Raw genomic sequence first — 13,364 nt, 5'->3', positions numbered from 1 at the left:
CGGCGACACCTCCCCCTTGCGGGGGAGGATCGACGGTCTGGCGCGTAGTGCTCGTTACGAGCCCCAAGGGCTGGCCGTCTTCGGCACCGAAACCCCCGGCGTCTTCGCGGAAACGCCATCCAGCCCGGCCAGCGGCAGCGCATCCGCCGCATTCCCGCTCGCAACCGGCACCGACACCAATATCGCGATATCCGCCGCCGTCTCCGGATCGGTCAGCCGGTGGACGATGTCCCGCACCGTCGCCACTTCCCAACCATCGTCATACGCGATCGCCAGCTTGTGACCGACCGCCGGCAGCGCATCGAACTCGTAATCCTCCTGCCGGTCAGCCGTAGCCCAGCTCGCGCCCATGAAAATCCGAACCAGCATCCGCGCACCTTCTCGTTTCGATCCGGCACCGCTCCGAGTGCCGGGCCGTTATTTAGCCAGCCCAAGTTGTTGCAGCATGAACGCCTGCCACTCGGAATTCTGGCGATAGCGCTCGAACCGGCCGGACTTGCCGCCGTGGCCGGCTTCCATGTTCACCCGGAACAGCAGCGGGTTCGTGTCGGTCTTCAGCTCGCGCAATTTGGCGACCCACTTGGTCGGCTCGTAATATTGGACCTGGCTGTCCCATAGCCCGGTGCCGACATACAGCGCCGGATACGCCTTCGCCTTGACGTTATCGTACGGCGAATAGCTCAGCATGTAATCGTACGACGCCTTCTGCGCGGGGTTGCCCCATTCGTCATATTCGAACGTCGTCAGCGGGATCGACGCGTCGAGCATCGTCGTGACGACATCGACGAACGGCACCTGCGCGATGATCAGCTTGTAATCCTGCGGCGCCATGTTCGCGACGCCGCCCATCAGCAGCCCGCCCGCGCTGCCGCCCATCGCCGCGACGCGGTCCTTCGCCGCGTATTTCTGCGCGACGAGATAGCGGGTAACATCGATGAAGTCGGTGAAGCTGTTCTTCTTGTTGAGCAGATGGCCGTCGTCATACCAGCCGCGGCCCATTTCCTGCCCGCCGCGGATATGCGCGATCGCATAGACCACGCCGCGATCGAGCAGGCCGATGCGCCCGGGATCGACGCCCGGGTCGCTCGAAATGCCGTAGCTGCCATAGGCGTATTGGAAGAGCGGCGCGGTGCCGTCGCGCTTGGTGCCCTTGGCATAGACCAGCGAGACGGGCACGCGCGTGCCGTCCCGCGCAGGCGCCCAGACTCGCTCGGTGACGTATTTCGCAGGGTCGTATCCTGGCACCGGCGCGACCTTCAGCACGCGTCGTTCGCCTGTCTTCGCGTTGACCTCGTAGGTCGTCGTCGGCGTGACGAGCGAGCCATAGGTGTAGCGGACCCACGGCGTCGCGGTCTCCTCGTTGACGTCGAGCGACATGCGATAGGCCGGTTCGTCGGCGGTCACCGCAGTCGACTTGCCGGCATTGCTCAATACGCGGATCATCCGGTTGCCGCCCTCGCGCTGGTCGATCGCGACGAACCCGTCGAACGGCTTGAACCCCTCGATGAAGACGGTGTCGCTGGCCGGCGTCAGGTCGCGCCATGCCGTCGTTCCTTTCGCCAGATCGGCATCGGCGACAGTCACGAGCTTGTAGTTCTTCGCGTCCTTGTTGGTGCGGATGATCCAGCGATTGCCGATATGATCCGCGCCGTAGCGGAACTCGCGCGCCCGCGGTGCGACGATCGTGAAATTCGTTGGCGCGGCGGCCGGTGCGCAGCGTTGCTCGTCGCTGACCGTGCTGCTCACGCCGATGCAGACGAACTTGTCGTCGGCGGTGCGCGAGACGCCCATCGAATAGGTGTCGTCCTTCTCCTCGTACAGCAGCCGATCGCTGGCGACCGGGGTGCCGAGGACGTGCGCCTTCACGCGGTAGCCGCGCAGCGTGACCGGGTCCTTCTCGACGTACAGGACCGTCTTGTTGTCATCCGCCCAGACGACGTTGGGCTCTATGTTCGAGAGCGTGTCGGCCACCGTCGCGCCGGTCGCGAGGTCCTTCACCTTGAGCACATATTGACGGCGGCCGACGGTGTCTTCGGCCCAGGCGACGCGGGCGTTGTCGGGGCTTACCGCCCAGTCGCTCAGCGCGAAGAAGCTGTGGCCCTTCGCCATCGCCGGCTCGTCGAACAGCGTTTCGGCAGGCGCGGTGCGGCTCCCCTTGCGGCGTTCGAGGATCGGGTAATCGGCGCCGGTCTGGAACCGCGAGCCGTAATAATAGCCGTTCTTCGCATACGGGACCGAGCTGTCGTCCTGCTTGATATGCGCGACGGTCTCTTCGTACAGCTTGGCCTGGAGCGGCTTGAGCGACGCGAGCTGCGCATCGGCATAGGCGTTCTCCGCGGCGAGATAGGCGAGCATCTCGGGGTTCTTACGCGTGTCGTCGCGCAGCCAGTAATAGTCGTCCGCGCGCGCGCCGTTGGGCGACATCACCTGGAACGGCTTCTTCGCGACGTGCGGCGGCTCGACCTGCGCGACCGCCGCGGTCGACACCAGCGCCACGCCAGCAAGCATCATGTACCGTATCGTCACTGTGCTGCTCCCTGCGCCGGCGTCGTTGCGACCGTCGGCTTCCGGTATCGATCGAACCAAGCGATGATCGCCGACGCCTTTGCCGCAGACTGCGATGGGCGGGCGGCAAGGCCACCGTGGCTCGCGCCCGGCACCTTGACCAGCGCGGTCGGCACGCCGCGGATCTGGAGCGCCGCATAATATTGCTCGGACTCGCTCACCGGGGTCCGGTAATCGTCGCCCCCGACCACCACCAGCGTCGGCGTCTTGACGTTGCCGACCAAGCTCAGCGGCGAGCGGTTCCAATAGCTCATTGGATCCTCCCACGGCAGCTTGGTGAACCAGTAGCGCGAGGTGAACAGCGTGTTGTCCATCGTCAGCGCCTCGCTGATCCAGTTTATCACCGGCTTCTGCGTCGCGGCGGCCTTGAACCGGTCGGTCTTGCCGACGATCCAGGCGGTCAGCAGCCCCCCGCCCGATCCGCCGGTCACGAACAGATTGTCCGGATCAGCGGTGCCGTCCGCGATCGCCGCGTCGACCGAGGCAATCAGGTCGTCGTAATCCGCGGCGGGATAGGTCTTGTCGATGAGGTTGGCGAACTCGGCTCCATAGGAGGTCGAGCCCCTCGGGTTGGTCCAGAGCACCGCGTAACCGGCCGCGGCGTAGAGCTGCATGTCGGTCGCGAAGCCGGGGCCGTAGGCGGCGTTGGGACCGCCGTGGATCTCGAGGATCAGCGGCACGCGCTGGCCCGCGACACGCCCCGGCGGGGTGGCGAGCCAAGCGTCGATCGGCCGACCATCGGGTGCGGTCACCGCGATTTTCCGGACCTGCGCGAGCGCCTTCGATCCGGTCAGCACCGCGTTGAGCGTGGTGAGGCGACGCGGCTTCCCGCCCGCCAGCACCCAGACGTCGGCGGGGGCGCTCGCATCGCCGCCGGTATAGGCGATCGTGCCGCCCTTCGAGACGGAGAACTCGCCGCCGGTATAGGGCCGATCGAGCCCGCCGCCCGCGACATTGTCGATCAGCGGCGTGACGCGGCCATCGACACCGACGCGGGCGACACGGCGCTGGCCGCGGTCGTCATAGCTCGCATACAGGCTACGGCCATCGGCGGACCACACCGCGTCTTCGATCGCCCGGTCGAGCGTGGCGGTGAGCGAGCGCGGCGAGGCGGCATCGCGGTCGCCGACATAGAGCTGCGTGTTCTCGTAGCTGCGGCGCTTGTCGTCGAAGCCGAGCCACGCGATCTTCGCGCCGTCGGGCGACACGCGCGGCTGCGCGTCCGGGCCGTCGCGCGTCGTCAGCGTCCGCATCGTGCCGCTCGCGGCATCGACCGCGATCACGTCGGAATTCATCACCTGGCGATCGGCGGCGGGCCCGCGGATCGCGGCGAAGACGATGCTGCGGCCGTCGGGCGTCCAAGACAGCGGGCCGCCATCGTCGAACTTGCCATAGGTCAGCTGCCGAGCCGCGCCCCCGTCCGCGCCCACCACGAAGAGATGGTCGTAGCCCGGCTTTACATAGCCCGTCCCGTCGTTTCGGTAGTTGACGCGGTCGATGATCGTCAGCGGCTCGGCCCATTTCGCGCCCTCGGGCTTGGGCGGCTGCGTGCCGAGCTTGGTCCCCTCGCCTGCTACCGTCGCGATATAGGCGAGCTTGGTCCCGTCCGGCGACCAGGCGAGCGCCTGCGGATCCCCGGGGAAGCTCGTTACGCGCGCACTCTGGGCGCCGCCGATCCAGCGGACGAACAGCTGCGATCCCTCGCCGTCGCGCGCGGCATAGGCGATCCGCGCACCATCGGGCGACCAGCGTGGGCTGCTGCCGTCGGTCGCGAACGGCGTCTGCCGTCCGCTCGCTACGTCGATCAGCCAGAGCGACGATTGCATCTTGTCGGTCATCACGTCGCCGGTGCGGCGGACATAGACGATCGTCTTGCCGTCCGGGCTGATCTGCGGATCGGCCGCGATCGTCAGGCCGAACAGGTCGCTCCCGGTGAAGCTGCGCGTCGGGCCGTCTGGTACCGGCGCAACCGGCTGTTGCTGGGCGAAGGCCGGCGTCGCCGCGAGCAGGAGGAGAGCAAGGGTCAAGCGCAACGAACGGCTCCTTCGAATGAACCGCGCGAAGATGACACACTATTACGGGGTGGCAAGCGGTACGAACGTCACCGGCAAACCATCCTTCGGGCGCGGGATCGGGAAGACCTGCCACGCATCGCCACTGCCCGCCGCCGCCTCGATCCGGTAGCGCGTAAGCAGATGCGCGATCAGCAGTCGCATCTGCATCGTCGCGAAGTGGAGACCGATGCACATATGTGCGCCGCCGCCGAACGGCACCCACGCGAACCGGTGGCGGCCCTTCGACGCTTCGGGCGTGAAGCGGAGCGGGTCGAACTTGTCGGGATCGGGCCAATGCTCGGCCATCCGGTGCGTATAGGTAATGCCCGTGCCGACGTTCGTCCCGGCGGGAATATCATACCCGCCGAAGCTGAAATCCTTCAGCGCGCGGCGCGGGATCGACGGGACCGGCGGCATCATCCGCAGCGATTCCTTGAACGCGTATTCGGTGAGGACGAGCCGATCGAGTTGCTCGGTCAGCGGCACGTGCGGGTCGAGCGCGGCGACCTCCTCGCGTAACCGCTCCTGCCAATCCGGGTTGCGCGCGAGTAGCATGACAAGGCTCGTCGCGGACGACGTGATCGTGTCGTGCGCCGCCATCATCAGGAAATTCATGTGGTCGGCAATCGCCAGCGCGGACAGCGGCGCGCCGTCGTCATCGGTCGCGCGGCAGAATTGCGAGAAGAAATCCTGGCCGTTGCCGGTCCGCCGCGCGGGGATTTCACGCTCGAAGAAGTCGACCAGATACGCGCGCGCCTTCACCCCCTTGCGCATCTGCGTCCCGGGCCAGGGTTTGCGGATCGGCGAGACGCTCGCCTGCACCTCGTCGACGAACGCCTGGTTGATCCGATCCGCCTCCGCGCCGAGCGGCACGCCAAGAAAACTGGTCGCGGCGAGATCGAGCGTGAGCTTCTTGACCGCGTCGTAGAAGCGCAAGGTCTGCCCGGCCCAGCCGCCGACCGCCGCCTCGATGCCCGCGTCGAGTTCGGTGGCGTAATGCCGCATTGGTTCGGGCTTGAACGCCACCGACAGCGCCTTCCGGTCGGCACGGTGCTTGTCGAAATCCATCAGCATGAGGCCGCGCGGGAACAGCATGTTGAGCAGCGGGCCCCACCCCTGCTCAGACGAGAAGATCTTGTCGCGATCGAACAACACCAGTTCGTTCGCATCGGGACCGAGCAGGTTGACGCCGGTCCCGCCGAGCGCGCGATTGCGATAGATCGGGCCGTATCGCGCCGCCATGCCTTCCGAGAACGCGATTGGATCGGCGAGCAACTTGAACGTGTTGCCGACGAACGGCAGGCCGTTGCTCCCCGGAATATGATCGAGCGCGTCCTTTCGCTGACGCGGGAGCCAGTGCGGACTGGCGTTCTGCAACATGGCGTGGCTCATCGGCGGATCCTCAGCGACATGCCGGCTTGGCAAGCCTCGAATACCGGCATAACTAATGTTCTGCAACCGGGGCGCGGACTCCGGGGCTTTGACAGGAGAGATGCATGGACCTCGCAAACAGTGCTGCCGTGGTGACCGGCGGTGCGTCGGGATTGGGCGCGGCAACCGCGCGGGCGCTGGCCGCCAAAGGCGCGAAGGTGGCGATCTTCGACCTCCAGGCGGACAAGGGCGAAGCGCTCGCGGACGAGATCGGCGGGGTGTTCTGCAAGGTCGACGTCACATCCGACGACAGCGTCGATGCCGGGTTCGCGGCGGCACGCGCGGCGCATGGTCAGGAGCGGATCCTGGTCAATTGTGCGGGCACGGGGAATGCGGCGAAGACCGCGGGGCGCTCGAAGCAGGACGGCTCGATCAAGCATTTTCCGCTCGATGCGTTCGACCGGATCATCCAGATCAACCTCGTCGGCACGTTTCGCTGCCTCGCCAAGTCGGCGGCGGGAATGCTGACACTGGAGCCGGGGGAAGACGGCGAGCGGGGGGCGATCGTCAACACCGCGAGCGCGGCGGCGGAGGATGGCCAGATGGGCCAAGCTGCGTATTCCGCCTCGAAGGCCGGGGTCGTCGGGATGACCCTGCCGATCGCGCGCGATCTGATGAGCGAGGGGATCCGGGTGAACACGATCTTGCCGGGGATCTTCGACACGCCGTTGCTAGCGGCGGCCCCGCAGCAGGTCCGCGATGCGCTAGCGGCGTCGGTGCCGTTTCCGAAGCGTCTGGGGCGGCCGGAGGAGTTCGCGGCGCTGGCGCTGACGATGATCGAGTGCGGGTACTTCAATGGCGAGGACGTGCGGCTGGACGGCGCGATCCGGATGGCGCCACGGTGATAATTTAAAGAGCTGTCCTCACCCTTCCCACCCGACCAGAGACCTCGGGGAGGGCGGTTGGTGAGGATGGTCGGGTGCGGGATAAGAGGAAACGTATCCTCCCCCGCAAGGGGGAGGTGGCTGGCTCTTGCCAGACGGAGGGGGAGGTAAGGGAAACGCCTGTTCCGTGTCCTCCCCCTCCGTCACCTCCGGTGCCACCTCCCCCTAGCGGGGGAGGATGCAAATACCGACCGCGCTAGGCCGCCCGCGCCAGTTGCCGGCCCTTGATCATATCCGCCGCCTTCTCCGCGATCATGATCGTCGGGGCATTGGTGTTCGACCCGATCAGTGTCGGCATCACCGACGCATCCACCACCCGTAACCCCTGCAACCCGCGTACCGTCAGCGTCGCATCGACAACAGCCATCGCGTCGTCCGCAGTGCCCATCTTGCACGTCCCCACCGGGTGGTAGATCGTCTCCGCGGTCCGCCTTACCCAGGCGTCGATCTCGTCGTCGGTGCGCACGTCCTCACCCGGCGACAATTCCCCCGCCCGGTACGGATCGAGCGCCGCCTGCCGCGCGACATCGCGACCGATCCCGACACACGCCCGCATCACCCGTCGATCCTCCGCAGTCGCGAGATAGTTCGCAGCAATCACCGGATCGGCAAACGGATCCGCCGAGCTTAGCCCGATCCGACCCCGACTTTCCGGCCGTAACTGGCACAGGTGCAACGTGAAACCATCCTCGGTCGCCTTCACCTTGCCATGATCCTGCATGATCGCGAGCACCGCGTGGATTTGAACATCCGGCCGCGACAGCCCCTCGCGCGACGACACGAACGCGCCTGCCTCGAGGAACTGCTGCCGCCCCGCTCCCTTGCCGCGCAACAAATAATTCAGCCCGACGCCGATCATCCCGACACCCTTGGTCATCGCATAGCCGGTGCGCAGCCCGCGCGATTTCCAGTTCATCACGACGTCGAGATGGTCCTGGAGATTCTCCCCGACGCCGGGCAGCGCATGCACCACGCCGACCCCCGCCGCGGTCAGCCGATCGGGATCTCCGATCCCCGATAGCTGGAGGATCTGCGGCGACTGCACCGCCCCCGCGCATAGCAATACTTCGCGCGTCGCCGTCACCGACTCTGCCCGCGCGCCCTTGTCGAGCACATAGTCGACGCCGACCGCCCGCGCCTTGTCGATCCGGATGCGCGTCGTCCGCGCCCCCGTCACGCAGGTCAGGTTACGCCGCGACAACACCGGCCGCAGATACGCTGCCGCGGTGCTCCAGCGCTTGCCGTCCGCGACGGTCAGGTCGTAGCGCCCGAACCCTTCCTGGCTCGCTCCATTGAAATCCTCGGTCACCGGATAGCCCGCCTGCCGTCCCGCCTCGACCAGCGCATCGTAGAACGGACTGTCGGACTCGCCGCCCGAGATCGTCAGCGGCCCGCCGCCGCCGTGCAGTTCGCAATCGCCGCGATGATGCCCCTCAAGCCGCTTGAAATACGGCAGCACGTCGTCGAACGACCAGCCGGGCAGCCCCATCTGCCGCCACTCGTCGTAATCCTGCGGATGCCCTCGCGTGTAGATCATGCCGTTGATCGACGAGCTCCCGCCCAGCCCCTTGCCACGCGGCCACCACAGGCGGCGATTGTCGAGATGCGGCTCGGGCTCGGTCGAAAAGCCCCAGTTGCTCGGGTTCTTGCTCTTGATGAGTTCGCCGACCCCGGCGGGCATCCGCACCAGCACGCCGTCGTTGCGCCCACCCGCCTCGAGCAGCAGCACCGACACATCGGGGTCCTCGGTCAGCCGCGCGGCGAGCACACAGCCGGCCGAGCCCGCGCCGATAATTACGTAGTCATACGTCTGCATGCCCGCATCCTCTTGTTCACGCTCCGCTTTTCTTACGGAGTCGCGGTATCAGGCTAGCGCTCGCACAGCAGCGTTAGCAACCCTCCGCGCAGCACGTCGCGGTCGATCGCCTCGTCCGGATGCAGTTCGCTGAGACCGATCGCGAGCAGCGCATAGGCACGGATCCCGGCTTCGACCGAGTCGAACCCGTGCGCGGACAATTGCGCGACGAGAAACGCCATCACCGTGTCGTCATGCTCGCGGATCGCCGCCGCCGCACGCGCGTCGCTCCTCGCCCAGGCGCGCATCGCCAGCGCCAGCTGCGCCATGTCATGATCGCGGACATGATCGGCGAACGCCCGGATCCGCTCGACCGGCGACAAGTCCGATGCGGACAGCATGGCCACCAGCGGATCGATATGCGCCTCGACGAAATACCCCGCGAGCGCCGCGTGATAGCCGTCGAAATCCTTGAAATGATGATAGAAACTACCGGTCGAGGCACCCAGCGCCTGCGCCAGGCTGCGCAGCTTCAGCGCGCGAAGGCCACCGGTCTTGAGCGACGACAGACCCATCTCCAGCCAGTCGCGCGGCGCGAGATCGCCACGCGGTGCCGTCGCCTCTTCCACCAATACCCTGCTTGACAAGCCATTCCCCATAACGAATGTTACGTCGTAACGAAGCCGGACGCAATCCGGCATCAGGCATCACGATCGGAGCAGACCGACGGGTGCAACAGGAGAGCGATGTGGCCGAGGCACTGATCATCGACGCCGTCCGTACCCCGCGTGGGATCGGTAAGACCGGCAAGGGCGCGCTTGCGCACATGCACCCCCAACATCTCGCCGCGACCGTCCTGAAGGCGATTGCCGAGCGAAACAAGCTGGATACCGCCGATGTCGACGACATCATCTGGTCGACCTCGACGCAGCGCGGCGAGCAGAGTGGCGATCTCGGGCGGATGGCAGCGCTCGATGCGGGCTATGACGTCAAGGCGAGCGGGACGACGCTCGACCGGTTCTGCGGCGGCGGGATTACCGCGGTAAACTTCGCCGCGGCGCAGATCATGAGCGGGATGGAGGACCTCGTCATCGCCGGCGGGACCGAGATGATGTCGCTGACCACGACTATGATGCAGGACGACATGGCGGCAGGCAAACGGCCGCTCGGGATCGGCTCGGGCAACGCCAGACTCGACGCCGCGCATCCGCAATCGAACCAGGGTATCTGCGCCGACGCGATCGCCAGCATCGAGGGGATCGACCGCGAAACGCTCGAAGCACTCGGGCTCGAGAGCCAGCGGCGTGCTGCCGTGGCGATCGCCGAAGGCCGGTTCGATCGCAGCCTCGTCCCCGTCACCGACGCCACCGGCGCGCTGGTCCTCGAAAAGGACGAATATCCGCGGCCCGATACGACCGCCGAGGGTCTCGCCGCGTTGCGCCCCTCGTTCGCCGGGATCGCCGACATACCGCTCGACGACAAGGGCACGACCTTCCGCAAGCAGATCAATCGGCGTTATCCCGACGTCGATATCAAGCACGTCCATCACGCCGGCAATTCCTCCGGTGTAGTCGATGGCGCCGCGGCCGTACTGCTCGCGAGTGCCGATTACGCCGCCAAGCACGGCCTGAAGCCCCGCGCACGGATCGTCGCAATGGCGAACATGGGCGACGACCCGACGCTGATGCTCAACGCTCCCGTCCCCGCCGCACGAAAAGTGCTCGCAAAGGCTGGGCTGACGGTCGACGATATCGATCTGTGGGAGATCAACGAGGCGTTCGCGGTGGTCGCCGAGAAGTTCATCCGCGACCTGAAGCTCGACCGTGACAAGGTGAACGTCAACGGCGGCTCGATCGCGCTGGGCCATCCGATCGGCGCGACCGGCGCGATCCTGATCGGCACGATCCTGGACGAGCTCGAACGCCGCGACCTGAAGCGCGGGCTCGTGACGATGTGCGCGGGCGGCGGGATGGCGCCGGCGATCATCATCGAGCGCGTCTGATGCACCCCGTCGCGCACGCGCTGACGACGCCCGACAAGCTTGCCTACATCATGGCGGCAACGGGCGAGACGGTGACGTATCGCGATCTCGATGCGCGGGCGAACCAAGGCGCGCACCTGCTCCGCTCGCTAGGGTTGAAGCGCGGCGACGGGATCGCGGTGCTGATGGACAATTCGCCGCGCTATCTGGAGGTGATGTGGGCAGCCGAGCGCACCGGCGTCTACTGCACCTGCCTCTCGTCGAAACTGACCGCGGCAGAGGCGGCGTACATCATCCGCGACGGCGATTGCCGTGTGCTGATCGTGAGCAGGGGATGCGCAGAGGTTGCTGCCGCGCTGGTACCGATGCTCGACGACGTGCGGCGCTATGTGGTCGACGGCGCGATCGACGGGTACGCGGCGTACGAAGCCGCGCGCGACGCTAAGCCCGAAACGCCCATCGCCGACCCGTCCCCCGGCGGCATCCTGCTCTATTCCTCGGGCACCACCGGCAAGCCCAAGGGTGTCAAGCACGCGCTGTCGGACGAGCCGTTCGGCACGAACGTCTCGCCGCTCGTGATGCTTGGCAAGGGGCTGTACGGCTTCACCCCCGAGATGATCTATCTCTCGCCCGCGCCGCTCTATCACGCCGCGCCGCTGCGCTGGTCGATGGCGGTGCATCAGGTCGGCGGCACCGTCGTCGTGATGGAGCATTTCGCCCCCGAGGCTGCGCTCGCCGCGATCGAACGCTACCGGATCACGCACGCGCAATGGGTGCCGACGCACTTCATCCGCCTGCTCAAACTCCCGCCCGAGGTCCGCGCGCGTTACGACGTGTCGTCGCTGAAGGCGGTGTGGCACGCCGCCGCGCCCTGCCCGCTCCCGGTCAAGCAGGCGATGATCGACTGGTGGGGGCCGATCATCGGCGAATATTACGCCGGCACCGAAGGCAACGGGTTCTGCGCGATCTCCAGCGCGGAATGGCTGACGCACAAGGGCTCGGTCGGCCGCAACCTGACCGCACAGACGATGATCTGCGACGAGGACGGCAACGCGCTCCCCGCGCGCTCCGAAGGCGATGTCTATTTCGCGGGCGGTGGCGCGTTCGAATATCACAACGACCTCGCCAAGACCGCGGAGGCCGCCAACGCACATGGCTGGACCACGCTCGGCGACGTCGGCTGGCTTGACGAGGAGGGCTATCTCTACCTCACCGACCGCAAGAGCTTCATGATCATCTCGGGCGGCGTGAACATCTATCCCGCCGAGATCGAGAATTTGCTCGTCACGCACCCGAAGGTCGCCGACGTCGCGGTGATCGGCGCGCCGGACGACGAGATGGGCGAACAGGTGGTGGCGATCGTCTGCCCCGCCGACCCGACCGAGGATCGCGCGCAACTCGCCGCCGAGCTCAGCGCATTCGCTCGTGCGAACCTCAGCCATGTGAAGGCACCGCGCCGGATCGACTTCCGCGAGACGTTGCCGCGGCACGAGACGGGCAAGCTCTACAAGCGCCTGCTCCGCGACGAATATTGGGCGCAAGCCAAGGAGTCCGCATGAACTTCGATTATTCCGACGACCAGAAATTCCTGAAGGACGAAGCGCGCAAGTTCCTTGCGGCGCATTGCGGCAGCGACCGCGTTCGCGCGGTGCTCGACGATCCCGCTAAAGCGTATGACGCAAACTTATGGAAAGCCGTCGGCGCACAAGGCTGGCTCGGCGCAGCGATCCCCGAGGAATTCGGCGGACTGGGGCTCGGCCATATCGAACTCTGCGCGATCGCCGAGGAACTGGGGCGAGCCTGCGCACCGATCCCGTTCGCCTCGACCGTCTATTTCGTCGCCGAAGCGCTCGCGCTCTACGGCAGTGACACCCAGAAAGTCCGATGGCTGCCGAGGATCGCGGCGGGCGACGTCATCGGCGCGTTCGCCACGTCGGAAGGCGCCGGCCCGGTCACCGCACGATCGGTCCGCACCACCGTCTCCGGTGGCACACTCACCGGCGAGAAGATCCCCGTCACCGACGGCGACGTCGCGGATCTGATCGTCGTCCTCGCGCGCGATGGCCTCTACCTCGTCGAGAAGGGCGCAGGCGTCACCGCGGAAGTCCTCGAAACGCTCGACCCGACGCGCAGCGCCGCCCGCCTCACCTTCACCGACGCGCCTTGCGAGAAGCTAGGCAGCGACGACGGCATCGCCGCGATGCAGGCGGTATTCGACCGCGCGGCGGTCCTCCTCGCGTTCGAGCAGCTTGGCGGCGCGGATCGCTGTCTCGAGATGGCGAAGGGCTACGCTCTCGATCGCTACGCCTTCGGCCGACAAATCGGCGGCTACCAGGCGATCAAGCACAAGCTCGCCGACATGTACGTGAAGAACGAACTCGCGCGCTCGAACGCCTATTATGGCGCGTGGGCGCTGAACGCGGGCGCCGCCGAACTGCCGCTCGCCGCCGCCACCGCGCGTGTCGCCGCGTCCGACGCCTATTGGTTCGCGTCGAAGGAGAACATCCAGACGCATGGTGGCATGGGCTTCACCTGGGAGTCCGACTGCCACCTCTATTACCGCCGCTCGCGCCAGCTCGCACTCGTCGCCGGCAGCCCCGCGGCCTGGCGCGAACGCCTCGTCGGCCAACTCGAAATGCGCAACGCCGCCTAGC

General features: G+C 66.7%; 10 protein-coding genes. 4 read left to right on the top strand and 6 right to left on the bottom strand.

The window, feature by feature from the left end; translation table 11 throughout:
- Positions 1 to 54: 54 nt before the first annotated feature.
- The 4 genes from AC3D24_RS01500 to AC3D24_RS01485 are packed head-to-tail and all read right to left on the bottom strand — an operon-like array spanning position 55 to position 6,011.
- Positions 55 to 369, bottom strand: a complete 315-nt coding sequence (locus tag AC3D24_RS01500; RefSeq protein WP_489027553.1) for a hypothetical protein — start codon at positions 367 to 369, stop codon at positions 55 to 57.
- A gap of 48 nt (positions 370 to 417) precedes the next feature.
- Positions 418 to 2,526, bottom strand: coding sequence for a S9 family peptidase (locus AC3D24_RS01495; protein WP_489027551.1), 2,109 nt, complete (start codon positions 2,524 to 2,526; stop codon positions 418 to 420).
- The gene (locus AC3D24_RS01490) at positions 2,523 to 4,598 is read right to left on the bottom strand and encodes a prolyl oligopeptidase family serine peptidase (protein WP_489027549.1); all 2,076 of its coding nucleotides are present in this window, start codon (positions 4,596 to 4,598) and stop codon (positions 2,523 to 2,525) included. Before AC3D24_RS01490 ends, AC3D24_RS01495 begins: the two co-directional genes overlap by 4 nt.
- Positions 4,599 to 4,640: 42 nt before the next feature.
- Positions 4,641 to 6,011 (bottom strand): cytochrome P450, encoded by a 1,371-nt coding sequence (locus AC3D24_RS01485; RefSeq protein ID WP_489027547.1) that lies wholly within the window; start codon positions 6,009 to 6,011, stop codon positions 4,641 to 4,643.
- Positions 6,012 to 6,115: 104 nt separating this feature from the next.
- Here AC3D24_RS01485 and AC3D24_RS01480 point away from each other — a divergent pair, with 104 nt between their 5' ends.
- Positions 6,116 to 6,895 carry an SDR family NAD(P)-dependent oxidoreductase gene (locus tag AC3D24_RS01480; RefSeq protein ID WP_489027545.1) on the top strand — a complete coding sequence of 260 codons (780 nt, stop codon included), beginning with the start codon at positions 6,116 to 6,118 and terminating at the stop codon, positions 6,893 to 6,895.
- A 235-nt stretch (positions 6,896 to 7,130) separates the two neighbouring features.
- On the opposite strand, the gene AC3D24_RS01475 is transcribed toward AC3D24_RS01480, so the two are convergent.
- Positions 7,131 to 8,750, bottom strand: a complete 1,620-nt coding sequence (locus tag AC3D24_RS01475) for a choline dehydrogenase (RefSeq protein WP_489027543.1) — start codon at positions 8,748 to 8,750, stop codon at positions 7,131 to 7,133.
- A gap of 53 nt (positions 8,751 to 8,803) precedes the next feature.
- Positions 8,804 to 9,358, bottom strand: coding sequence for a TetR/AcrR family transcriptional regulator (locus AC3D24_RS01470; RefSeq protein WP_489027541.1), 555 nt, complete (start codon positions 9,356 to 9,358; stop codon positions 8,804 to 8,806).
- Between the two features lie 119 nt (positions 9,359 to 9,477).
- Between AC3D24_RS01470 and AC3D24_RS01465 the strand changes: the two genes are divergently transcribed.
- Genes AC3D24_RS01465 through AC3D24_RS01455 form a run of 3 tightly spaced genes read left to right on the top strand, consistent with a single transcriptional unit; the run spans position 9,478 to position 13,363 of the window.
- A complete protein-coding gene (locus AC3D24_RS01465; RefSeq protein ID WP_489027539.1) occupies positions 9,478 to 10,731 on the top strand; it encodes an acetyl-CoA C-acetyltransferase in 1,254 nt (417 codons plus the stop codon).
- The gene (locus AC3D24_RS01460; protein ID WP_489027537.1) at positions 10,731 to 12,269 is read left to right on the top strand and encodes an acyl-CoA synthetase; all 1,539 of its coding nucleotides are present in this window, start codon (positions 10,731 to 10,733) and stop codon (positions 12,267 to 12,269) included. The genes AC3D24_RS01465 and AC3D24_RS01460 overlap by 1 nt, the downstream gene beginning before the upstream one ends.
- Positions 12,266 to 13,363, top strand: coding sequence for an acyl-CoA dehydrogenase family protein (locus AC3D24_RS01455; protein WP_489027535.1), 1,098 nt, complete (start codon positions 12,266 to 12,268; stop codon positions 13,361 to 13,363). Before AC3D24_RS01460 ends, AC3D24_RS01455 begins: the two co-directional genes overlap by 4 nt.
- The last annotated feature ends 1 nt before the right edge of the window (position 13,364 follow it).

Source organism: Sphingomonas sp. SL1004 (genome assembly GCF_057815015.1).
This window is presented reverse-complemented; position numbering and strand designations above follow the sequence as displayed.

What these genes read in the sequence shown, in the direction of transcription:
- AC3D24_RS01460 (WP_489027537.1), top strand. Translation starts at nt 10,731, where the DNA reads ATGCACCCCGTCGCGCACGCGCTGACGACGCCCGACAAGCTTGCCTAC.
- AC3D24_RS01485 (WP_489027547.1), bottom strand. Translation starts at nt 6,011, where the DNA reads ATGAGCCACGCCATGTTGCAGAACGCCAGTCCGCACTGGCTCCCGCGT.
- AC3D24_RS01480 (WP_489027545.1), top strand. Translation starts at nt 6,116, where the DNA reads ATGGACCTCGCAAACAGTGCTGCCGTGGTGACCGGCGGTGCGTCGGGA.
- AC3D24_RS01475 (WP_489027543.1), bottom strand. Translation starts at nt 8,750, where the DNA reads ATGCAGACGTATGACTACGTAATTATCGGCGCGGGCTCGGCCGGCTGT.
- AC3D24_RS01500 (WP_489027553.1), bottom strand. Translation starts at nt 369, where the DNA reads ATGCTGGTTCGGATTTTCATGGGCGCGAGCTGGGCTACGGCTGACCGG.
- AC3D24_RS01455 (WP_489027535.1), top strand. Translation starts at nt 12,266, where the DNA reads ATGAACTTCGATTATTCCGACGACCAGAAATTCCTGAAGGACGAAGCG.